Consider the following 24,154-nt stretch of genomic DNA (forward strand, 5'->3'; position numbering starts at 1 on the left):
CTTCTTCAAGTACAAGATAGACAGTGTCAGGCTTACTCAAACCAAAATAATGCCCTCTTGGGGAGGGCAGGGTAACTATGCTAAGAGTTTGCTAACTTTTCTAATGTGCTACGCTCAATAATTTCTACTTGGCCTCGACCCAATGATACGGCTCCTTTTTGCTCGAGTCGCTTTAATTGTCGGCTTACAACCTCCCGCGCTGTACCAAGTTCATCAGCAATTTGTTGATGCGTGCGTGTTATTTGCGATGATTTGGCATCTAATAGCACTTTTGCCAATCTTGCATCTAGGCTGTGAAATGCAACTTCATCTAGTAGCACAATGAGGTCGCTTATTAACGCGCCATAGTTTGTCATAACAAATTTTCTGAAAACTGCAGAATCTATCATTAGTTGATGAAATGCTGCTGCTGGAATTAGCGCATCGCGAATCGCTTCTTCGACTATGGTTGAGGCAGGATAATCACTATTACCTAATAAGCAGGTCGTGGTGATGACACAGGTTTCACCTGCAACTACTCTGTACAGCAATATTTCACGCCCATTAGTTGACATCTTATATACGCGAGATTGACCTTCTAGGCGCATGACATAAGCACCACAAGGCGTACCTTCACGATAGCCAATAGTTCCGATCGGCGCTTCGACTATACGCACATACTTTGTAAGTAAATCTTTGGCGGGTGATTCTAAGTTATTAAGTTCTGGAAATAGTGCTAACCAAGATAGGTTGTCATGCGTGCTTTGCATTTTGTAAACTTTCTAGAAATAATAAGTTAATGGATATAACTCTAAAATAAGCTAACTAAAGCAATAGTCGCGTATGGGGATAAGCTTGCCGCTCTGTAAACCATATCATATGGTAAGTTTAATTGTCGTTCATTAAGCTTTTAATTAGAGCTAAGCCAAAACCAACTCCAAAGCCACTTGTGTCGCTACTTACTGCGCCTAGCCCTCCTTCATTATTCGCTGAGGATAAATCAGTATGCAGCCAAGCCACATCATTTTCTACAAATTTTCCTAAAAAGCGTGCGGCATGAATGTGGTCTGCATCGCCATCGATTGTGCATTGCATAATGTCTGCAATATCACTATCTAAATCACTTTCATAATCGTCATCATAAGGAAAAGCAACAATACGCTCGCCAGTTTCATTGCCAGCATGCACAGCCTTGTTTGCCAACTCAGCATGATTGGCAATTACGCCGCTCATCCGTGTGCCGAGTGCAGATATCATAGTGCCTGTGAGCGTAGCGAAATCAATAATAGCATCTGGTAACTGACCATGCTCATTAGTGCGGCTCGCTAATGTTAAGGTGTCAGCTAATACCATGCGGCCTTCAGCATCAGTATGAACGATTTCTATTGTCATGCCGTTAAGTGCGGTTACCACATCATTTTGCTTGTAAGACAGAGGGCCAATATGGTTTTGTGCGATAGCAAGCCAGCAATCAAGTCTCACGGGTAATTGCTGTAGTGTTGCGGCAAGTAAAATACCTAAGGCTACAGCGCTGCCATTCATGTCTTCATGCATGCCCTGCATATATTTTGCTGGTTTTAGATTGTGCCCACCTGTGTCAAAACAGATGCCTTTTCCTACGAGAGCAATATTCTTTTGAGCATCTTTCGGCTCATATGTTAAATGCACAATAGCGGCATCTTGCGGGTTGCTACCTTGGCCAACAGAGTAGAACGCACCTGCGCCCATTGCTTTAAGTTTGGCCATATCAAACTCTTGATGCTTCCAGCCGTACTCTTTAGCTAATACCGTTATTCTATCTCGATAAATTGTAGGAGTAAGTTCATTGGGCGGCGTAATGCTGAGTTGGCGGCATAGCGTGTTGCCTGCTACACGAGCATTTACGTAAGCGTAATCATGCTGCGCTCTGTAGCCGTGTATGATGATATTTTCTAAAGCCTTAAATTTATCTTCTTTTTTGCAACTGGGAAGTTTTGCGGCATTAACTGTTGCTACGTAGTAAGCTGCGCACGCATTTAACTCACGTGTGGCCACGTCACCAAATACAAAAATGGCCAGTTCTGAAGGTTGTTCATCTAATAATGGTGCTAATGCTTTACGAAGGAGTGTATGCCGTTGAAACGCATTCAATTTTCCTTCTAAGACTACAAAGCTTGCGATACCAGCATTAGGTAAGTCTGTTGTTAATGGTGTTTTATATAAATCTTTGTATTCACTGTGGGTGCGTTTTAGTTTTGTGCGTAATATCTCACTGTAAGGAATATTGGCTTCTTCATTTTCAGTTAGAACAAAAAGCATGTGCTTATACGAAGTTAGTGTATTTTCACTACCAATTTCTGAAAATTGAGTTAATTTTAACGACATTTATTTCCCTCGAACTCTTATATGATATGTAAGACAATCGTAGCTAATGTCAATATTTCATGGGCTGTTCAGCACGGTTTAACTTGACCAAAAAGCCTAAAAAAGACACACTATAGCTTCAAAATTAATTTTTTAAAGTAAGTTCATCGTTTAGAATATTCTAAACGAATGGAACAACCTAATCACGTTTAGTTGCAGTAACGTTTTGTATATTTATTTTCTATAAATTATACGCGCAGCAACCACAACACGGAGAAATCTCACGCATGGCAACGAATCAAAACGCTAGTATTCAAGACAACGGCTTAACTGAAACTGACCCGCTAGAAACACAGGAGTGGTTAGATGCACTCACTGCCGTCATTGAAAACGAAGGTACAGAACGCGCGCACTTTTTACTTGAAGCAATGATTGATAAAGCACGTCGTTCAGGCAGTAATTTGCCTTATAAAGCAACTACCGCTTACGTCAACACTATTCCAACGCATTTACAGTCTAAATTGCCAGGTGACCCAGAAATGGAGCGCCGCGTACGTGCACTGGTTCGCTGGAACTCTATTATGACTGTATTGCGCGCCAACGAAAAGTCACCAGGTGTAGGTGGACACATTGCCAGCTTTCAGTCTGCTGCTACTTTGTATGATACTGGCTTTAACTATTTTTTCCGTGCACCAAATGAAAACTTTGGAGGCGACTGCATCTACTTTCAAGGCCACTCTTCACCAGGTGTATACGCGCGAGCTTTCTTAGAAGGCCGCTTTACTGAAGAGCAAATGGATAATTTCCGCCAAGAAACGGGCGGTAATGGTCTATCTAGCTACCCACATCCTTGGTTGATGCCAGATTTCTGGCAGTTTCCGACTGTGTCTATGGGTTTAGGCCCTTTGGCGGGGATTTATCAAGCGCGTTTTTTGAAATATATGCATAACCGTGGTATTGCGGATACTAGCGATCGTAAAGTTTGGGTGTTTTGTGGCGATGGCGAAATGGATGAGCCTGAATCACAAGGTGCAATTTCATTGGCTGCGCGAGAGGGTTTAGATAACCTAATTTTTGTGATTAACTGTAACTTGCAGCGCCTCGATGGTCCTGTGCGCGGTAATGGCAAAATCATTCAAGAGCTTGAATCCAACTTCCGCGGTGCGGGTTGGAATGCACTTAAAGTGGTGTGGGGGTCATATTGGGATCCACTACTTGCTATGGATAAAGATGGTTTGCTCAAAAAGCGCATGGAAGAGTGCGTGGATGGTGAATATCAGAACTTTAAACAAAAGGGTGGCGCGTATACACGTGAACACTTCTTTGGCAAATATCCTGAGCTAAAAGAAATGGTCGCGGCCATGTCCGATGCTGATATTTGGCGCTTAAACCGTGGTGGTCACGATCCTCACAAAGTGTATGCGGCTTATCATTCAGCAGTAAACCATAAAGGTCAGCCGACTGTAATTTTAGCCAAAACTGTTAAGGGTTACGGCATGGGCGATGCTGGTGAAGGTCAAAATACGACGCACCAACAAAAAAGCATGGATATTGAGTCACTTAAAAAATTCCGTGACCGCTTTGATTTAGCATTAACTGACGAGCAAGTTGAAAATCTATCATTCTACAAACCAGCCGATGATAGCCCTGAGATGAAATACTTGGCTGAGCGTCGTAATGCGATGGGTGGTTTTGTACCACAGCGTCGTCGCAGAGGTAATGAACTGAAAGTGCCTGAGCTTTCAGCATTTGAGAATATGTTAGTTGCAACTGGCGAGCGTGAAATTTCAACGACGATGGCATTCGTGCGTATTCTTTCAACCTTGGTGCGAGATAAAGAAATTGGCAAGTTTGTCGTGCCTATCGTGCCAGATGAAGCGCGTACTTTCGGTATGGAAGGTATGTTCCGCCAGTTAGGTATTTACTCTTCTGTTGGCCAGTTGTACGAGCCACAAGATTCTGATCAAGTGATGTACTATAAAGAGTCAAAAACTGGTCAGATTTTAGAAGAAGGCATTAACGAAGCTGGCTCATTTGCCAGCTGGTTAGCTGCTGCAACCTCATACAGCGTCACAGGCACGCAAATGATACCATTCTACATTTACTACTCAATGTTTGGTTTCCAACGTATTGGTGACTTTGCATGGGCTGCTGGCGATAGTCGTGCGCGTGGTTTCTTGTTAGGGGCTACTGCAGGTCGTACAACATTGAATGGCGAAGGCCTACAGCATGAAGATGGCCATAGCCATTTAATGTCTGCAACGATTCCAAATTGTGTATCTTATGACCCAACATTTGCTTATGAACTTGCTGTGATTATTCAAGAAGGTTTGCGCCGCATGGTGCAAAACCAAGAAGATGTGTATTACTACATTACCTTGATGAATGAAAACTACACGCATCCAGAAATGCCTAAAGACTCTGCTGAGGGTATTCTGAAAGGTATGTATAGCTTTAGCAAATCAAAAGCGAAAGGCCTGAAAGTACAGTTGATGGGTTCTGGCGTGATTTTGCGTGAAGTGATTGCTGCGGGTGAGTTGTTAGAAAAAGACTGGGGCGTATCCGCTGACGTTTGGAGTGTAACTAGCTTTACCGAGTTACGCCGTGAAGGCATTGATGCAGAACGTCAAAACTTGTTGAATCCAGAAGCTAAACCTAGACTTAGCTATGTGGCTCAGTGCTTAGAAAAAGCAGAAGGTCCTGTGATTGCTTCTACAGATTATATGCGCTCATTTGCAGACCAAATCCAGAACTTTGTACCGAAGCGCTTTGTATCTTTGGGTACTGATGGTTACGGTCGTTCAGATAGCCGTGAAGCATTACGTAGCTTCTTTGAAGTTGATAGACATTACGTAGTATTGGCTGCGCTTAAAGCTTTGGCAGACGATGGTAAATTGCCAGCAAGCAAAGCAACTGAAGCAATTAAAAAATACAAGTTAGACGCTAACAAGCCTAACCCAACGACAGTTTAAGGACACGCAGACATGGCAATTCAAGACATACTTGTCCCCGACATCGGCAATTTTGACAGTGTTGATGTTATTGAAATATTAGTAAAAGTGGGCGACACCGTAGCTAAAGAAGATTCACTCATGACGGTGGAATCTGACAAAGCTTCTATGGATATTCCATCACCTTTTGCTGGTGTGGTAAAAGAGTTAAAAATGAAAGTCGGCGATAAAGCTGCTCAAGGTGGTTTAATCTTAACGATGGATGTGGATGACTCAGCTTCTGCGCCAGTAGACGCTGTGAAAGCTGCCGCACCGCAGCCCGCCGCAGAAAAACCAGTGGCTGTTGCAGTGGCAATTCCTGAACCTAGCCGCCCAGCGCCAGAGCCGCCAAAAACGATTGCACCAGCTCAACAACCTGTGCCAGTGGCTGCAAGTGCAGTTGTTGATGCGGGCAAGTTATCGCATGCAAGCCCTTCAGTACGTAAATTTGCACGTGAGTTAGGGGTTAATTTAGCTTTTGTAAAAGGAAGTGCGCCTAAGAGTCGTATTGTTCAAGCTGATGTGCAAGCGTTTGTAAAAGGTGAACTGGCTAAACCGCGTACAGAAAATATGGGTGCAGGCGTAAGTGGTTTCTCTACTTTACCTATGCCAGTGATTGATTTTAGCCAGTTTGGTGCAATCGAGAATAAACCACTCTCACGCATTAAAAAATTGTCAGGTGCTAACTTACACCGTAACTGGGTAACGGCTCCGCATGTCACGCAGTTTGATGAAGCTGATATTACCGACTTGGAAGACTTTAGAAAGTCGATGCAAGCTGATGCAGAAAAACGCGGTGTTAAACTCACCATGTTGGCATTTTTGATTAAAGCCTCTGTGAACGCACTTAAAGCATATCCAAATTTTAACTCATCACTTTCACCTGATGGCGATAGCTTGATCTTAAAAAACTACTACAACATCGGCTTCGCCTGTGACACGCCAGATGGTTTGGTCGTACCAGTAGTTAAAGATGTACAGCAAAAAGACGTGCTCGATATTGCTCGCGATTTAGGTGAGCTTTCAACCAAAGCGCGTGAGCGCAAGCTGAAAGTTGAAGAAATGCAAGGAGGTTGTTTCACCATTTCTAGCTTAGGTGGTATTGGCGGTACGATGTTCACGCCTATTATCAACTGCCCAGAAGTGGCGATTTTAGGCGTTTCACGCTCTAGTATGCAGCCTGTGTATGATCCTAAAACCAAAGCATTCGAGCCACGCTTGATGTTGCCTATGTCACTGTCTTATGACCACCGAGTGGTTGATGGTGCTGATGGTGCACGCTTTACGAGTCATATGCGCATGATGTTAAGTGATGTAAGAAGGTTGTTGCTATAGTCTAATTTACTTCACCAATCCTACTTTTGTAGGGTTGGTGAACGTCAACTTAGTGATTAATACCTACAAAGTCACAGTGGTAAAGATTAGTGCTAGAATCATTTTTTGATTTTAAGTTAAACCTATATGGCAATCTCTCGATGTAATAAATGTGGCAATGTTACAGAACATGAGCGAGAGCTCGTAGCTACAACGATAGTTTGTCAATGTGGAGCTAGTGCAGCAGTTTATGACACTGCATATTTCGTCAACAAACTTTCTGAGATGTACTTTGCATTACGCAAAGAGTTTAATGCGCTTACTCCAGATTCTTCAACACCCCATCAAAATCAGTTAAAAAAGAGTGACGATAGTTTCGACATTCATAATTCGGATTCTTTAAGTTCTGATGCGCAACACGCCCCTATTATTCAGTGGTTTAAATCAAAAAATATCATTGCTACCGCCAGCATTAATGCAGTTGATACTACAGGCTATTTTGACGAAGCCGCTGTAGCTATTGGTACTGATTACGAACTACTTGGAGTGGTGTGCGAGCAGATTCGCTACGCTCAACAAAAAGAGTACACCAGCAACCTAATCCATCTTGATAAAAAATCTAAAGAAGATGTTAAAGCCATTGAGGTGTTTGTTCAGCAGCTGTATGATCACTCACTTATTGCTCGTTGCATCAGTAATAAAAAAGAGAAAAATATCCGTGTTGTCCTACAAAATGCGCCTAGTGTCAGGCGTTTCTTTGCGGGTGATTGGCTTGAGTGGTTTGCATTGATGGTTGGCTTAAGAATATGTAAAGAACGTAATATCAAATTTTCTTGTGCTCGAAATATGACGCTTGCTTTTCCATCAAACGAAAATAGAGAGCTTGATGTTTTCTTTTTGATTAACAACAATCAGCCACTTTATATTGAGTGCAAGACTGGCGATTTTCGCCAAGACTTAGATAAGTATGTGGCTTTGCGTAAGCGTTTGGCAATAGACCAAAGATACTTTATTCTTTGTGTTGTAGACCTAGATAATGAGCAGTGTAAAGGCTTGACTGCAATGTATGGCATGACTTTTGTGAATACACAAACATTAGGTCAACATTTAACAAGCCTGCTGTAATAGTTTAGTCATGTAAAAGGGCGCAATTAGCGCCCTTTTTATTTTATAGCTTATTATTTATTGGTTAGGTGAATACAGAGCAGCTCTTTGAAGTTTAGCGTAAGCCGCCCGTAATATGTAATGTTTCACCTGTTACATATGCCGCGTCACTGGATGCTAGAAAAGTCACTACAGAGGCAATCTCATCTACCGTGCCAATGCGCCCCATAGGCGTAACTGACTCTATCCAAGTGCGCATATCACCTTCATGAAAGCCTGCGGTCACTACGCCTTCGGTTGCAATCATGCCTGGGTTCACTGCATTTACGCGGATATTTCGCCCCGCTAACTCTTTGGATAGCACCATTGTTAAAGCATCTACTGCACCTTTGGTTGCTGTATAGACGGCGCTGTTAGGTGGTGCAATCGTTGATACACCAGAGCTAACGTTTACAATACTACCGCCTTTTTCACTAAAAGAACGTACCGCTTCTTGTGTCACTAGCAACAAACCTAATACGTTTAGATTAAATTGTTTGTGGAAATGCTCTGGTGTAATAGCATCAAGCGGACTGAACTCATAAATGCCCGCGTTATTTACAAGAATATCAATCGCACCTAGGGAGGATTTGGTTTCATCGACAATACTTTTAATTTCTTCTGGTTTTGAAAGATTGCCATACACGGCAATTGCTTTACCGCCTTTGCTAATAATCTCAGTCACCACACGGTCAGCACCTTCTTTGCTGCTGTTATAGTTTACGGCAACTAGCGCTCCTTCATCTGCCAAACGTAGTGCTATTGCGGCGCCAATTCCTTTCGATGCACCAGTCACTAGTGCGATTTTACCTGCAAGTTTTTTAGACATAATAATCTCCATTTCATGTGTATTTAAAGTTTGAATGTGTAATTGCTCTATTGTTGAATTTAGTTTTTCGTGAATAACTAATATTAGTTCAATAGTTCATTATTAATGAACTATTGAACCATGTCAACACTTACTGTATAATTTTTTCTATGGTTCAATTTGTTCATCCATCTACACAAGATATTACTTTGGCAGGGTTGCTTGGTGCACTTGCAGATCCAATGCGCCTGCGTATTGTTAGTAGCATGCTTCAAAGAGATGGCTGTATGTCTTGTTCTGAGGCTGCACCTTGCCCCAATATGGCAAAATCTACGCTATCTCATCACTTTCGCATCTTGCGCGAAGCTGGCATTATCCACACAGGTAAAGTTGGTGTGGAAAATCGCAATGTCTTGCGTATTGAGGATATCAATAGTCGCTTTCCTGGCTTGTTAGAGCAGATTCTAAAATTTGGTGGTTAGTAAGGCATGCATTGCACTCATATTGTGCAATGTGCTTATTTAAGTGATAGTTAAAGACTAATTTAGTCATTTCAGAAGTGTCGTTTAAGGCAACTATTGCAAAATCACTTTGAATTACAAGCAAATTTAATCAATTAAAAGATTAGATTAAAATTTATTTAATCTAGCTAGCTTTCATCCTTATCCCATGCTCCCTGCGGCCAATAACGAAGATGTAAATGGTTTTATAAAACCGTAAAATCTGATAGAAAAATGCGCTTTATTCAAGGATTAAATGCGCAATCTACCTATAAAATTACACTTTATTACATATAGTAATCAGTCACTTGGTATGTAAATTGCTAATGTTAATTCAGGTAATGCAGCTTTAAATGTACTGTTAATTTAATTTTACGAGGTTTTTCACTTAATTATGTAACATTCAATTTGATATTGGAGTCCATCATGACAAGGTTAATGTTTGCTTTACTTTATATGTGTGTAGCAACTTACAGTTGGGCAATGCCAACCGATGAGTTAGTGCAAGACATTAGTGAACATGTTGTGAAGGTTCAAGTTGGATTAGCCAATGGAGGCTACGGTTTAGGCTCAGGCGTTGTTATCGCCAAAGACCAAGTTGTGACCAATTGCCATGTGGTTGCTAACGCAGTTTCTGTGACGATTAATGCAAAGGGCGAAAACTACAGTGCAAGCGCCCTTAAGCCAGATTGGCATCATGATTTATGCATTCTAAAAGTTGAAGGCCTTAATCTGCCAATAGCTAATATCGGCTCAAGTCAAAATCTTAAATACGAACAACCTGTTTACTCTGTTGGGTTCGCAGGGTTTTCACCACGTGCTAATGCGACATCAGGCTTTGTTAAAGGCTTGTACCCTATGGATGATAGTGTGGTAGTGAGAGCTAGCAACACTTTTAGGTTAGGTGATAGTGGCGGCGGGGTGTTTGATGAGTCTGGTAATTTAGTGGCTATCATCACAGTTAAAAGCCCTGGCCATAATGCTTTTTATTACAATATGTCTGTTGAGTGGGTAAAGCATTTACTCAATCAACCTGAGCAAAGTATTGTCAGTGTGAGTGAGTTGCCATTTTGGGCAGAATCTGAGGATAAATGGCCGTTTTTTATGCGTATTGTTCAGCCCTTAAAAACTGAAAACTGGGAGATGCTGAATAAAATTGCTTCAGCATGGTATGAAAAAGAACCGAACACTTCAGAAGCCTTGTTTTATCGCGCTGTTGCTGAGTTTAGTTTGAAAAATGAGGCGAGGGCTGAGCAACATTTTAATCAAGTGCTCGTAAAGAACGGCAATAACAGTAGCGCGATTTATTATTTGGGCTTAATCGCGGAGAATACTGGTAAGCACATGGAAGCATTGAACTTGGTTGCCATGCTGGATAGTTTGGATCAAACGACGGCAGGTGAGTTAAAGGTGGCAATGGGCATAGCCGAAAATTGAACAGTTAAGTCAATGTCTTCATCATCTTAAGCTATGATTCTGTGCGAGAGCCTAAATAATAGCCTAAGGCACAAACTCTACAACGACTTCACGGCTATCGGATTGGCCCGCATTATCTACCGCACGTAACAAATAATGCCCCGCTTTTTGGGGTGACCATGCGATGCCCGCACCAGCCTCGCTTTTCGCAATAAAAGAATTGTCAGCAAACCAGTAAATAGCACCTTGACCGCCACGACTGGCCTTAAGCGCGATAGTTTCTGGCTTACTTAAACGTATGGTGTAGGAGACGCCTCTGAGCGGCGAAGTGATTTGCGGTTTATCGTCGATGACTTGGCTGATATTATTGCTACAACCTGTTGGCAGCGCTGGTGGTACTCGACGTGGCATACCTGCTTCACGGAATAGCCGCAACATATCCGAGCTCCAAAACTCAATGATTTCCTCTCGCGTATTTGCCCCCGCACCACAGACAACTTGGTTGGTCGTGTTATCAAAGTAAACTGGTCTATGTAGCGTGCTAATTTTTATGGGTGATTTGCCTGGAATAAACCAAGTTTCACTGAGATTTTTACAGTATTGATTGGGCAGGTCTCCACTTGCAGTACAAACTTTTACTTTGGTTAAAGTGCGCGGTGCCATTGCCTCAATATCAGTTTTTGGGTTTAATAAATGCTGATGACGTAGGCTATCCAGAATCTGAAAGAATAAAGGTGCTGCGGTTTTGATGCCGATAAAGGCTGGATTAGGTTTGCCGTCGAAATTACCCACCCACACCGCTAATACATTGTTACCGCTTACGCCTACCGTCCATGCATCGTGGAAACCCCAAGAGGTGCCAGTTTTCCAAGCGGTTTTGTATGGGTCAGGTTCGCCAGTGTCTGGCCGAGGATTTTGCCGCAACATATCTAGAGTGATATACGCTGACTCTTCACTTAATAGTGGAAAAGTGGCTGAATCTTGTTTTGTTAAGCGATAAGGGGCAAAGCGACCGTGGTTGGCCAACATGGCGTATAAGCTGACGAGTTCCTCCATCGTTAGCTCACCACCACCTAATGCGAGGGCTAGCCCATAATGAGATTCACTTTTTAAATTGCTTACGCCTGCATTCTTCAAAAAGTCGTACAAACTAGGCTGAGTGAGTTTCGAGGCTAAACTCACCGCAGGTACATTGCGAGAACGGATTAGTGCATCTGTTGCGTTAATTGGGCCGATAAAACGACCGTCGAAATTTTCTGGACTGTATGGACCGAAGCTAGTTGGCGCATCTTTTAAAATGCTGGCAGGGTGAATCAAACTTTGATCCATTGCCAAGCCATATATAAATGGTTTTAAGGTAGAGCCTGGCGAGCGTTTGGCGGATGTTCCATTTACCTGCCCGTCTATCACTGCGCTAAAATAATCAGCCGAGCCTACTAAGGCTTTGACTTGCATGTTTTTTGCATCGTACAAAACAGCGCTGACATTGCTGATGCCTAAGTTTTTATTATTCTCAATGTAGCTAGCAATCATGCGTTCGAGTGTGGCTTGAGCGTGAATATTTAAGCCCGTGTGTATGGTTGCTTGATTGCGGTGCTCGGCAAGCAATGCATCAGTAAAGTGCGGGGCTAGAAAAGGTAAGTTTTGGTTGCTTAAACGTTTGGCTTCTTTTAATGATTGCGCTGGCAAGCGCATGTCAGCCGTATATTTAGCATCTTCTGGATGTTGAGCTAACCAGTCTTGCCATAAGCGGCTTCTAGCTTCATTTAATTGTGCGTTTTTGTTACTAATGCTTAGGCGTTTGTTAGGATTTTGTGGAATTACTGCCAGCGTCATCATTTCGGGCAAGTTTAATCGGCTTGCGGGTTTGTTGAAGTAAAACAGGCTAGCGGTAGCGATGCCTTTAATGTTGCCACCATAGGGCGCAATATTCACATAAGCTTCGAGAATGTCGTGCTTGGAGTAACGTGACTCTAACCAAATTGCCGCTAGTATTTGCTTTAGCTTGCCGCCTACTGTGCGAGAGTCAATGCCGTATAAGCCGCGAGCCAACTGCATGGTGATGGTGGATGCGCCTTGGCGAGAACTGCCAGAATAAGTGCGTGCCATGCCACGTAACAACGCGATAGGATTAACGCCAAAATGCCAGTCAAAATAGCGGTCTTCATATAATTTAACTGCTTCAGCTGCGTTAGCGTGAATGTCTTTTAACGGCACCCATAGTTGGTATTGTGAATCTGAGGCTAAGGTGAGCCGTAGTAAGGTGCCATCGGCTGCATAAATGGCGGTGGAGTGAGGGATTAAGCTTGAAAGCGAAGGTTTAGGACTCAGGCGGAGCCCCGCAAGCACTAAACCTAAGAGTGCAACAATGATTAACGGTTTTTTGATTATGCGAGTAGTTAGCTTAAAAGCTAACCAAAACTTTACGAGTCGCCGTTGTTTAATATCATTCAATTGATGTCTACTATTAAGTCTGGTTTTATCAGTTCAAACTTTGTAAGTAAAGAGCCGCAAACATCCGCAAAACCATCATTCCCGCGTAGGCGGGAATCCAGACAGAAAGCACCACTAAAGTATTTCATGACTATCACTGATATTGAACCCTAACTGGATTCCCGCCTGCGCGGGAATGACGAGCTTAAGAGAAGTTTATGAAAATTACACCATTAAATTAATTGATAGTAGTGCGCTTAGTTTATTTTCCAGCACGTCCTACAGTTAGGTTAGTAGGCAATGAGCGTGCTTGCAGTAAGCGGTTATACATAGACTCCGCATAAGCAGGCGGCACTACAAATTGCCCGCTATTCGTTGCTTTGATTTTGTAAGTGAACTCCGTAATCGTGTTGGTCACTGCGCCGTAAAACACCACTCGGTCTTCACGAATATCTGCATAGCTTGGTTGCCAGCCCCCGCCAATGCCCAGCGGACTTGTCCAGCTTGACGTTTCTGGTGCAGAACCTTCTTCGCTGTATTCGCCATCTTGGCTAATCGAACTGTCCGTTTCGCTTACCGCAGCTTGTAGCACAGGCTCGAAGCCGCCCGGCAACAAATCTACAATCGCCACATCATCTACATTGCCGTCAATCGAGCGAATTTTGATGTGCACAGTAATCTCGTCGCCCATGGTAATAGATTTTAACGCGGCACCTTTATCATCGGTATATTCACGGATGATTTCCATGCCTTGTTTTAAGGCGGTGCTTGGCGGCTTCATGTCAAAACCGGACTCTGTTACTGCATAGAATAACGGCAAGCCACTTGGTCCTTGTAACTTCAAGCGCGCAGTGTTTGGCGAGAAGTTTACCAGTGGTGCAATGCTATTTTCTGGCAGTTTGAGCGCGGTGACTTTGCCTTGCTTGTCTATTGCACTAATGCCCATTTGCCCTACAACCTTTGTGCCAGCAACGTTCACATAAGCGTCAAAACCAAGCAGCGCATAAGACGATGACAATGTGTTAAAACGCCCCTCAGATATTGGCTGCATGATGTTGTTTAACGCGCCGCTTGATATATCTTTAACCTTTTCTGGAAAGTGGCGTGACACTAAGTAAAGCGTTTGTGCATTTCGCACCACGTCATCGTAATAATGCCCGTAGATCGGTTTTTGGCTGCTAGCATTTAACAATTTAACGGGTTTAGCTATTAAGTCACTTGCTACGGCATGTTGTTGTAATAGCTGATAGCTAGCGGCAAGATAAGCCGCAGTTAAGTCTGAACGCCACTCTTTGAAGCTGCTGTCAGTTAAAGCTTTAGCATCTAAGGTACTACGCAAGCTTGCTAGCAATGGCGTGGTGACTGTGCCTTCGCGAGTCAGCAGATAAGTTGCGTAAGCGCGTACACGCACGGCATCCAAGTTTTCTGCTGGGCTGGCGGCTAAAATTTGCAAATACTCCAAGCCTTTTTTCAGCATGTCGGCAGGTACTTCTTCACCCACATTCGCATGGTCACGCGCCTCTAGCATCATGTGTACTGCATAAACGCTGGCGAACTCGTCTGCACCTACGCTAGCATCCCACAAACCAAAGCCACCTTCAGCATTTTGACGTGTGCGAAGTACGCTCAAGGCGTTTTCAAAGTTACCTTTTTTCGTGCTAACGCTAGCCAATAGCTCAGGGCGTTTTTTAAGCACGATGATAGGCATGACTTGGCTGACCAATTGCTCAGTACAGCTATGTTCATAGTTGGCTAAGTAATCAAGTAAGCCGCCAGAAGCCACTAATGGCAACGGTGAAACGCTGGCTTGTTGTTTACGATATTCTGCAAACATAGCGCGTTTCACGTTGACTTGTGTATCGCCTTTAAAGCTGCCAGTTTGCAGAATGGTCATGTGCGGCGTTGATGGACGCACACTAATTTCAGTGCCCAATTTCGCAGACTTATCGCCGATATTGGCCGCAAATTCAATTCTAGCTGAGCCCAATTTAGCGTCTGCGCCTTCTTTGACTTTAAGTTTATAAAGACCAGTACCTTCACGCAATTCACCGATTTTTAACACTTGTTTTGCTGAACCCACCAACTCAAAGGCTGGCGAAGCGACAAGATTAAGGGTGACTGCGGCATCTTTGCCTGAACCTTTGACGTTGTTAGATACGCCAACACTCACATCAAATGTATCACCTGGCGTGACGGTGAGTGGTGCGTTTGGTGACAATACAAAGTCACCACGTACTAAGGCATCGCTAGTGGTAATGCCAATGCTAGCGTCGTTCACCATGACTGCGATGATGCGCATTTTGCCGTTGAATGTTTCTGGCACCGTGTAGCTAAACTCTTTGCTACCAGACACATCGACAATGCCAGACCAATAGACGGCTGGCTTGTCAGTTTTACGTTTGAACGGATTCAAATGTTTGCCTAAAGCGCCATCGGCATCGCCGCCCGGTGCGGTTGCAGCCATGATTTTTTTGAATTCAGGTAAGATTAAATCCAAAATTTGTGAAGTTGAAACTTCCAATTGTCGTTTTTGGAAGAAGAAACCAAGCGCATCTGGATTTTTATATCTTGCGACTTGCAATATGCCTTCATCTACCGCAAACACCACTGCACGACCAGGTTTAGCCGCATCCAGCTTCATTCTCAGTACTTGACCTGGTTTGATGAGTGACTGGCTACTGAGTTTCAGTGTATTGGTGCGCTGTGCCAAACTTGTTACAAATGGCACAACCCCATATGAAAGCGGACTAGTGAAGATTTCATCCGAACTTGGGTCTCGCACAAACTGCACGCTCACATAGCCGTTGCCTTCAAAGTCTGCAGGCAGCTTGATTTTTTGCACCGAAGCTTGCGAATCAGCTTTAAACCATTGTTGTGCATACACTTTGTCGCGCTCAATAGTAATTAAACCAGCACCCACATAAGGCGCGCGAATGCTTACGCTAATCTCTTGGCCTGGCGCATAGTCTTTTTTATCTAGCACCAGTTGCAGTTCAGCATTGCGCTCTAATGAGCGGCTGACATTGCCTAGGCCCGCCACGCTATATTCCACACGGTTAAGCTCTAAGCCGTCTTTGTTTTTAAGCACGTAAGCAAAGTCGCCCGGTGTTTCGGTGGCAAGTGCCAGACTGTTGCCCGCAGCTTTGATGCTGTAAGGTGATGCTTTAATCAGTACTTCTTTTTTGCGTGATTCATACTTGAATGTACCGCTGCCTTGCTTGGTCAACACTGAAACGTATTTGCGCTCAATGAGGTTCAAGCTTAAGCCTTCGGCAGCCACTTTTTGCAAGGTTGAGTTAACTGCAATCAGATTAACACTACGTTTGCTAGGTTTGCTGACGTAATTTAAATCACCGTCGGCTTTAAAGCCTATCAAATAAGGCTGTTCTGAAATTAGCGTGGCGACTTCGGCAGAAACACTGCGTCCACCGCCAGCTTCATAGGCTTGCGCGACGATATTGAGTCTGTAGGTCGCTTTGGTGTATTTCTCTAAACCTAAGGCAAATTCTGCAACACCTTGCGCGTTACTTGTGGCATCGCTTAGCTTTTCGGTATAACCCTCTTTTGCACGTAATGGGTCATAGAATGCGAAGTCTGCATATTGGCTAAACGCTGGGTAAGCCGGGCTGAGCGTCATAGTGGAAGTCACGCGTCTATTCTCAGCGGGCGTACCAAATAAGTTCTGCACATTGATATTAGCTTTTAAATCTTTTGGATTCAGCCAGCCTTCAGTGTTTTCAGGGTATAACGTTGCATCTTTCGCAAATAAGGCTTTTACCTTCATGCGATCGGGTTGGAATTCCTGTACTTTTACGCTGACAGAGCCTAATTGCTGATAAGGATTGCCATCTTTAACCGAGTAAAGGTTAATATTGTAAGACCCTGTTGGCGAGGTTTCTAGGGTTTTATATTCTAGCTCGTTAAAGCCGCCTGCGCCAAGCTTAACCATTTGGGTTTTCACCACTAGGCCACGTGCATCAAGCACTTCGGCTTGCAACGGCAAGCCATCTAATGCTTTAGCCCAAGTAGCAGTTTTGACTATCATGCCGATATGCATAGTGTCGCCAGGGCGATAAATACCACGGTCTGAAAATAGGTAAGCATTTAAGCTATCTGAGCTGGCTGCATTCGCAATGCCGCCTACATCAAAACGTGAGTAGTCTAGGTTTCTGTCATAGTGATTAATCGGCAGGAAGCTTAAATCTCCCGCTTTTTTCACAATATATAAAATAGGTGAGCGTTCACGTTGTAAGCCATCAAGCTTAGTAAAGTTAACGCGACCATTGGCATCAGTCGTTTGGCTAAAGATGGATTGACCATTCTTAGCAATCACCTCAACCGTAGCGCCAGCCACTGGCAAACCAGTATGAATAGACTGAACGTAAACCACTTGGCTACCATCGAGTTCTTTTTTGGCGATTAAGCCTAAGTCAGTGACAAGAATCAGTCGTTTATCAACAAAGGCTTCTGGGTTTTGATTCTCCGATGGGTTGTAATCACTACTATCATCAACTTGTTCGCTTGCTTGTTCACCCGCTTCAGCATTTGCTTCTTTTTTAGGTTTGTATCCGTGAACCGTGAGTAAGAATACACCACGCTTGTTTTGATTAGAATCTAAGCCTTCACCTTTGCTTAGGTAATCACTCAAATCTAGCGCTTCGTAATGCGCTTTGCCCGCTTCTAAATGTAAGGGAATGTTTTTCTCAAAACGCTCACTCAAGTTATCACCATCAAGATAATAATTGAATGATGGGTCGCTGAAATTACCGCTAGATTGCGTAATGAGATGTTGCAATTGGCCCGGCAGAATGCGACCAATTTCCATTTTAATGCCAGGTAAGTCGCGTGCTAATACCGCCACTTTGCGTTCGCCGCTGAGCGCTAATAGTGAGCCTTGGCTGAGAATTTTCACTTCTGCTGGAAAGACGGGTACTTGCAATATGCGCTGCTGAGTTGCGCCTAATTGATAGCCACCAAATGATTTTAAGCCTTTGTCGATTTGCACATAAATATAGCTGCCAACATCTGCTTTGTATTTAAATGAATGAGCTTCTATGTTCTCGCGCTCGGCAGGAATAGCTTCTAAGGCAAGGGGTTTGCCCGCTGCCAGTACTGCTTCGGTAATGTCTTTGGTGTTAGACCAAGCATGCGGATACTTTAACTCCTCTGGCGTGCTGACCAATTTGTTGCGTGGCAATACCCATGCCTTAATATGGCTCGCCATGTCTTTTTCATTCACCGCAGCAGAGGCATTAAGTAATAGAATTTGCTCAGGCTCGTTTTGGTCATTAGACACCACAATTGGGCTGACCTCATTAATTAGCAAGCTATATAAGCCTGGCACATTCACGCTTTGTGTTAAAGCTTTTTCAAATGGTTTGCCACCAGTGGCGGCTTTTAAGCCCTCATCAACAGTCACTTCTAACACGCTATCATCTTTAGGAATCGCGAGTGGGGCGGAGTGGATATAGGCGTTGAGCTTTAATTTATCGTAGCTTACGACGAATGGAATCTTGTCAGAACCAAAGCTCAATAAGCTGTTTTTATTACTACGCATTTTTAGCGTAATACTTTTTTCTAGTTTTACAGTGTCTACTGGGTGCGTAAAGTTAAGGTTAACCACTACTTTTTTCATGGCGGCATTGATAGGGTCTTGATAAAACTCGCTATTGCTAATGCTGGCAATAAATAATGGCGAAGTGAACTCTATGTCCCATTTGTCTAGCAATGTTTTAGGTGTCAATGCTTGGGCATTTAAGCTTACTTTGTAGTCAGTGCCTACTGGCCAGTCCGCTTTTGGCTGAAATGACAGCTCATTTTCAGACTCCCATTTCCACGCACCTTCGATTTTTGGCATGATATTCACGCCAGTAGCAATCACTTTTCCAACGTTTTCAATTGGCGCGACGGAGCTATCAAAGCTTAATTTGAAAGGGTTTGGCGGTAAATTGTCTTCGATTTGTGTTCTGGTCGGTACGGTCACAGTTACTTTTACGGTCACAGGCTGTGGTCTAGATTGATACCAAGTCCAAGCCTGCCAGCCGCCTGCACCAAGTGCGACAATTAAAGCAATAATGCCTAAACCTTTGAGTGGTTTTTGAATGAGGGCTAGGCGTAGTTGATTAAGCTTGTCCCCACACCATTTCATCCATGCAGGTGCTTGATAATTGACTGAGCCAAATAAATGGTTGAGTAAGGCGCTGAGTAATTGCCATAATTTAGCGAAAATCATTTGAGTAAATTTTAAGCCAGCGCGAATGAATGACATGTACACCCTTTTTTTGAAAAGTACTTTTTTGTAAAGCCTAGTCAAAAATAGGCTTAAATTTTTAGTGTGTAAATCATACTACTGATTCATATATTTTGAAGGTCTTAAAGGTCTTTTTGATGATAAAATTATGATAAATAACTGAAGGTTTAACGAAGGGTTGGCATGAGCAATTTATTAGAAGTTTTGGTACCGGATATTGGTAACTTTGATAGTGTGGATGTGATTGAAGTCCTTGTAAAAGTAGGAGATGTTATTGCTAAAGAAGACTCGCTGATGACAGTTGAATCTGATAAAGCATCCATGGACATTCCGTCTTCAGTTGCTGGTACCGTAAAAGAGTTAAAGGTCAAAGTTGGCGATAAAGTGGCTAAAGGTAGCTTGATTCTGCTAGTTGAAGCGGCTGCAAGTTCGGAAGCGCCAGCTACACAAGAAGTGGCTACAAAAACTGCAGCCGTTGAAGTTAAGCCAGTCGCAACGCCAGTGGCTTCAACTGTTGCTTTAGGCGCTGCAGATTTACATACGGAAGTCGTTGTTTTAGGTTCAGGCCCAGGCGGCTATACCGCAGCTTTCCGCGCTGCGGATTTAGGCAAAAAAGTGGTGCTGATTGAACGTTACTCAACACTTGGTGGTGTTTGTCTAAACGTTGGTTGTATTCCTTCAAAAGCTTTATTGCATACAGCAAAAGTGATTACTGAAGCTGAAGAAACTGCGCATCACGGCGTGAGTTTCGGTGCGCCCCAAGTAGATTTAGAACAATTACGCAATTGGAAAGCTAATGACGTGGTCGCCAAGTTGACGGGTGGTTTAGCAGCGATGGCTAAACAACGCAATGTCACTACCGTGCAAGGTGTAGGTAAGTTTACCAGCCCAAATCAAATGGTTGTTACTGCTGCAGATGGCACAGTGACGACCATTTCGTTTGATAATGCAATTATCGCAGCTGGTTCACAAGCGACTAAATTTCCAGGTGTTGCAGCCGATGAGCGTATTATGGACTCTACTGGCGCGTTAGGATTAGCCGATATACCAAAACGCATGCTAGTCATTGGTGGCGGTATTATTGGTTTGGAAATGGGCACGGTTTATGATGCGTTAGGTTCTAAAGTGAGTGTTGTAGAGTTTACTGATGGGCTAATTCAAGGTTGTGACCGTGACTTGGTGCGCCCACTACAAAAACGTATGGAAAAACGTTTTGAAAGCATTATGCTTAATACCAAAGTTGCTAGCATGGAGCCTAAAACAGATGGTATTCATGTCACCTTTGAAGGCGTTAACGGTAATGCAGATGCGCCTAAAGGCGTTGAAGTGTATGACCGCGTGTTGGTGTCTATCGGTCGCCGCCCAAATGGTAAAAATATCGGCGCTGAAAACGCAGGTGTGGCTGTAGATGATTATGGTTTTATCGCGGTAGATAAGCAAATGCGCACCAACGTGCCACATATCTTTGCGATTGGCGACATCGTCGGCCAACCGATGCTGGCGCATAAAGCGACACATGAAGCTAAAGTAGCAGCAGAAGTCATTGCTGGTGAAAAAGTAGAATTCGTTGCCTCAGTGATCCCATCGGTGGCTTACACAGATCCTGAAGTGGCTTGGGTTGGTGTGACAGAAATAGAAGCTAAAGCCAAAGGCCTTGAGATTGAAAAGGCCTCATTCCCTTGGGCTGCGAGTGGTCGCGCAATATCAGTGGCACGCACAGAAGGGTTGACCAAGTTGATTTTTGATAAAAATACACATCGTGTGATTGGTGCTGGTATTGTGGGCGTTAATGCAGGTGAGTTATTGGCTGAAGCCGTGTTGGCGATTGAAATGGGCGCAGATGCTCATGATTTAGGTTTGACGATTCATGCGCACCCAACCTTATCAGAAACTGTATGTTTTGCAGCCGAGATGAAAGAGGGCACGATTACTGACCTCTACATTAAAAAACGCTAGGATTTACTGAGTCTAGATTCTACTGAATTAAGTTGAATAGGATATAACACTATGCAATCACTAAACAGTTTAACGAGAGCTGAGAAATTGCGCATGATGGATGCGCTTTGGGACGATTTAACTCATGATATAGAGCCGTTTCAATCGCCAGCGTGGCATGAGGATGTGTTACGTGACACGCAACAGCGAGTTGCTAAGGGTGAGGTTGAAACTTTAGATTGGGAAAAAGCCAAGCAGCTATTGCGCAATCAACTTAAATGAAAATTCAGTTATTAAGCACGGCTTTTGCTGATATAGCAGAGGCTCAAATGTTTTATGAGAAGCAACAAAAGGATTTAGGGGTTTATTTTCAAGATGCGATATTTGCCGATATTGATTCACTGATTGTCTATGCAGGTGTTCATGTGCAGATTTTCGGATTTTATCGTGCGCTCTCAAAAGTATTCCCTTATGCAATTTATTACAAAATAGAGCCTGTGAGTGTGGTTGTGTGGCATGTGCTAGATTGCAGAGCGAAGCCAGCTCGAATAAAAAGGATGCTTAAAAACTAATGCAAACATTTACCTCATTACTTTCGCAACTCCTTCCAAATGACAGGGTGTTCACCGACCCTGTGGATTGCTACGCTTATGCTTATGATAATTCGCGTATTTTTCATGCCCCTATCGCCGTAGTTTTTCCGCTGAATACCGAAGAAGTGCAAGCTGTGATTAAGCTTTGTAATGCGCATAATGTGCCAGTTGTGCCGCGCGGCCGTGGTACGGGCACTGCGGGTGGTAGCGTGCCTGAAGCTGGCGGTGTTGCGTTGTCCTTAGAGCGCATGAATAAAATTATCAGTGTAGACCCAGATAACCGCATGGCGATTATTGAGCCGGGCGTGCTCAATCAAGAGTTGCAAGATGCGATTAAAGGTGTTGGTTTCTTTTGGCCGCCAGATCCATCAAGTGCGGCTTATTGCAGTATTGGCGGTAATCTTGCCACTTGTGCAGCTGGCCCACATGCTGTGAAATATGGTGTTGCACGTGACCACGTGCTTGGCTTAAAAGCAGTAACTGGTAATGGCGACATTATTAAAACAGGCTGCTACACCAGCAAAGGCGTGGTTGGTTACGACTTAACTCGATTATTAGTTGGTTCTGAGGGCACACTCGCAGTAATTGTTGAAGCGACACTCAAACTCACCCCTTTACCAAAACATACAGGAGGCATCACCGCAGAGTTTGCAGATACGGCCAGTTGCGCGCGCGCGATTGCAGCGATTATGGCGCAACCTTACACGCCAAGTGCTTTGGAATTTTTAGATAACGGTGCCTTAAATCTGATTAGAGGTCGCCATAAAAACCTATTGCCACAAAATGCCCGCGCTTACTTGATGATAGAGGTTGATGGTGCGCAGCAAGAGATTATTGAAGCCACCGAGGCGATTTTGCAAGCTTGCCAAGTAGATGGCTTGATTGAAGCCAAACCTGCGGAAGATACCAAGGCTTTATGGGCTGCACGTAAGGCTTTGTCGCCATTGTTGAAAGACATTGCGCCTAAGAAAATTAATGAAGACATCGCCGTGCCAGTGTCGCATTTGCCTGAATTATTAACAGGTTTAGAGAAATTAGCCGCGCAATACAAAATTTCTAATGTGAATTTTGGTCACGCAGGCAATGGCAATATACACGTGAACTTACTAGTAAACCCAGACAATGCCGATGAAATGAAACGTGCTTATGAGTGCTTGGATGAGGTGTTCAGCTTAGTACTTTCGTTGCAAGGCACGTTATCTGGCGAACATGGTGTGGGTATGGCGAAACGCCCATTTATTTCACGCGAGATCGATGAAACCACCATTAATTTAATGAAAGCCGTTAAGTTAACGTTTGACCCGAATAATATTTTAAATCCGGGTAAGTTGTTTCCCAACTAGTTTGCTTGTCCTAAGATTGGGGCTATTTATTTTGCTCGGGTAAACTTTGCATAATAAATAGCGCATCCAAAAAATATCACGGTGAGTAAAACTTCAAGCAGTGCTAATTTGGCTGAAAGTCCAACATCTGACCAAGCGCGCACAATGCCCTCAGTGAAATATAGCAAAATAAACATACTTGCCCATTTATAGGTGTAGCGTTTGCCGTGCAGAGTGCCGAATAACGGCAGTAATAATGGGAGCGTTTTTAGCATGAGTAATGAACCGCCTGGCTTGAATGGTGCGAGCACTGTTTCCCATGCTAAACAAAGTAGGATAAGCGCGATTAAGCTAATGCTAGCGCCTAGTTGAAGTTGCTGTATGCTAGGTTTTTGCATCATACTTTTGCCGCTTTCGACATACTGACTAACGCCATTCTAGCTGACTGAGCATCCTGAATAGGCTGTTCAAAGTTGAATCGCAGAGTCTGTGTTTTGCCATCGACAATAGTCACTTTCGCATCAAAACCATCAGCATCTATACCTAACATTTCCGCATGTGTTGCGTTTATATGATGAAAGTGCTGGCTGTAAGCAATTAAGCTGTGCACATGGTCTGCATTCATGTGTTCGATAATGCCAGTTTCTTGCACGGCAAGTGGCGAGTTTTCTGTAAGCTCTGCAGGATGCATGGCATCTCCTGAAATCCATCCCATTTTACCAAACCCCGCAATATAGCGCGCTTGAGCGATTTCGATACGGTAAAAACTGAAATCATGCATTTCAAAATAACTCGCGGCTTGCGGTAGATAACGCAAATAACGCGCGCGTAAATCAGCATCTTCTTTATCAATTATTTTTGCTTCACCCATGAGTGTGAGGCGTCCGCTCGCTTGCATATCTTCATCGCCAGCAAATACTAATAAGGATACTTTTGGGTTAGCAATAATGTTCTGCGTGTGCTCAGCAATTGTGCTGATTAGGATAATCGGCTGACCTCTATGATCTAACACAAACGGCGCGACTGAACCGAACGGGTAGCCAGCAAACTTTGTGGATAAGGTAGAAAGTACGCCGCTGCGTGTACTGCGTAAAAACTGTAATGCCTCTTTGGCTAAACTCACTATAT

At 43.6% G+C, this 24,154-nt stretch carries 16 protein-coding genes; 9 read left to right on the top strand and 7 right to left on the bottom strand.

Going from position 1 to position 24,154, the window contains the following annotated elements; translation table 11 throughout:
- Positions 1 to 80 precede the first annotated feature (80 nt).
- On the bottom strand, positions 81 to 749 hold the full coding sequence (locus PSU78_RS07135; protein WP_300386374.1) for a Crp/Fnr family transcriptional regulator: 669 nt from the start codon (positions 747 to 749) through the stop codon (positions 81 to 83).
- A 118-nt stretch (positions 750 to 867) separates the two neighbouring features.
- Complete coding sequence (locus PSU78_RS07140) at positions 868 to 2,343, bottom strand: leucyl aminopeptidase family protein (RefSeq protein ID WP_300386377.1); 1,476 nt, start codon at positions 2,341 to 2,343, stop codon at positions 868 to 870.
- Between the two features lie 266 nt (positions 2,344 to 2,609).
- On the opposite strand from PSU78_RS07140, the gene aceE reads away from it, so the two are divergent.
- The 3 genes from aceE to PSU78_RS07155 all read left to right on the top strand — a co-directional run bounded on the left by aceE (position 2,610) and on the right by PSU78_RS07155 (position 7,751).
- Positions 2,610 to 5,294 (top strand): pyruvate dehydrogenase (acetyl-transferring), homodimeric type, encoded by a 2,685-nt coding sequence (gene aceE, locus PSU78_RS07145; protein WP_300386380.1) that lies wholly within the window; start codon positions 2,610 to 2,612, stop codon positions 5,292 to 5,294.
- A 12-nt stretch (positions 5,295 to 5,306) separates the two neighbouring features.
- Entirely contained in the window at positions 5,307 to 6,647 is a 1,341-nt protein-coding gene (aceF, locus tag PSU78_RS07150; protein WP_300386382.1) for a dihydrolipoyllysine-residue acetyltransferase, read from the top strand.
- Positions 6,648 to 6,773: 126 nt separating this feature from the next.
- Positions 6,774 to 7,751 carry a hypothetical protein gene (locus tag PSU78_RS07155; protein WP_300386385.1) on the top strand — a complete coding sequence of 326 codons (978 nt, stop codon included), beginning with the start codon at positions 6,774 to 6,776 and terminating at the stop codon, positions 7,749 to 7,751.
- Positions 7,752 to 7,845: 94 nt separating this feature from the next.
- Here the strand turns inward: PSU78_RS07155 and PSU78_RS07160 are convergent, their stop codons facing one another.
- Positions 7,846 to 8,598 carry an SDR family NAD(P)-dependent oxidoreductase gene (locus PSU78_RS07160; protein WP_300386388.1) on the bottom strand — a complete coding sequence of 251 codons (753 nt, stop codon included), beginning with the start codon at positions 8,596 to 8,598 and terminating at the stop codon, positions 7,846 to 7,848.
- A 149-nt stretch (positions 8,599 to 8,747) separates the two neighbouring features.
- On the opposite strand from PSU78_RS07160, the gene PSU78_RS07165 reads away from it, so the two are divergent.
- Together PSU78_RS07165 and PSU78_RS07170 are read left to right on the top strand one after the other, a co-directional pair.
- Complete coding sequence (locus tag PSU78_RS07165; protein WP_300386391.1) at positions 8,748 to 9,059, top strand: helix-turn-helix domain-containing protein; 312 nt, start codon at positions 8,748 to 8,750, stop codon at positions 9,057 to 9,059.
- Positions 9,060 to 9,503: 444 nt separating this feature from the next.
- The gene (locus tag PSU78_RS07170; protein WP_300386394.1) at positions 9,504 to 10,514 is read left to right on the top strand and encodes a serine protease; all 1,011 of its coding nucleotides are present in this window, start codon (positions 9,504 to 9,506) and stop codon (positions 10,512 to 10,514) included.
- Positions 10,515 to 10,577: 63 nt separating this feature from the next.
- Here PSU78_RS07170 and pbpC read toward each other — a convergent pair whose 3' ends face one another.
- Positions 10,578 to 12,947 carry a penicillin-binding protein 1C gene (pbpC, locus tag PSU78_RS07175; RefSeq protein WP_300386396.1) on the bottom strand — a complete coding sequence of 790 codons (2,370 nt, stop codon included), beginning with the start codon at positions 12,945 to 12,947 and terminating at the stop codon, positions 10,578 to 10,580.
- A gap of 241 nt (positions 12,948 to 13,188) precedes the next feature.
- A complete protein-coding gene (locus tag PSU78_RS07180; RefSeq protein WP_300386399.1) occupies positions 13,189 to 19,194 on the bottom strand; it encodes an alpha-2-macroglobulin in 6,006 nt (2,001 codons plus the stop codon).
- A 165-nt stretch (positions 19,195 to 19,359) separates the two neighbouring features.
- On the opposite strand from PSU78_RS07180, the gene lpdA reads away from it, so the two are divergent.
- Genes lpdA through PSU78_RS07200 form a run of 4 tightly spaced genes read left to right on the top strand, consistent with a single transcriptional unit; the run spans position 19,360 to position 23,047 of the window.
- On the top strand, positions 19,360 to 21,132 hold the full coding sequence (lpdA, locus tag PSU78_RS07185; protein ID WP_300386402.1) for a dihydrolipoyl dehydrogenase: 1,773 nt from the start codon (positions 19,360 to 19,362) through the stop codon (positions 21,130 to 21,132).
- A 51-nt stretch (positions 21,133 to 21,183) separates the two neighbouring features.
- Positions 21,184 to 21,393 carry an addiction module protein gene (locus PSU78_RS07190; protein ID WP_300386405.1) on the top strand — a complete coding sequence of 70 codons (210 nt, stop codon included), beginning with the start codon at positions 21,184 to 21,186 and terminating at the stop codon, positions 21,391 to 21,393.
- Complete coding sequence (locus PSU78_RS07195) at positions 21,390 to 21,683, top strand: type II toxin-antitoxin system RelE/ParE family toxin (protein ID WP_300386408.1); 294 nt, start codon at positions 21,390 to 21,392, stop codon at positions 21,681 to 21,683. The genes PSU78_RS07190 and PSU78_RS07195 overlap by 4 nt, the downstream gene beginning before the upstream one ends.
- Positions 21,683 to 23,047, top strand: coding sequence for an FAD-linked oxidase C-terminal domain-containing protein (locus PSU78_RS07200; RefSeq protein ID WP_300386411.1), 1,365 nt, complete (start codon positions 21,683 to 21,685; stop codon positions 23,045 to 23,047). Before PSU78_RS07195 ends, PSU78_RS07200 begins: the two co-directional genes overlap by 1 nt.
- 26 nt (positions 23,048 to 23,073) lie before the next feature.
- Here PSU78_RS07200 and PSU78_RS07205 read toward each other — a convergent pair whose 3' ends face one another.
- Together PSU78_RS07205 and PSU78_RS07210 are read right to left on the bottom strand one after the other, a co-directional pair.
- Positions 23,074 to 23,427 (bottom strand): DUF2069 domain-containing protein, encoded by a 354-nt coding sequence (locus PSU78_RS07205; RefSeq protein ID WP_300386414.1) that lies wholly within the window; start codon positions 23,425 to 23,427, stop codon positions 23,074 to 23,076.
- Positions 23,424 to 24,149 carry a DUF2470 domain-containing protein gene (locus PSU78_RS07210; protein ID WP_300386417.1) on the bottom strand — a complete coding sequence of 242 codons (726 nt, stop codon included), beginning with the start codon at positions 24,147 to 24,149 and terminating at the stop codon, positions 23,424 to 23,426. Before PSU78_RS07210 ends, PSU78_RS07205 begins: the two co-directional genes overlap by 4 nt.
- Between the last annotated feature and the right edge of the window lie 5 nt (positions 24,150 to 24,154).

The organism is Methylotenera sp., from assembly GCF_029945705.1.
Taxonomy (GTDB): Bacteria; Pseudomonadota; Gammaproteobacteria; order Burkholderiales; family Methylophilaceae; genus Methylotenera.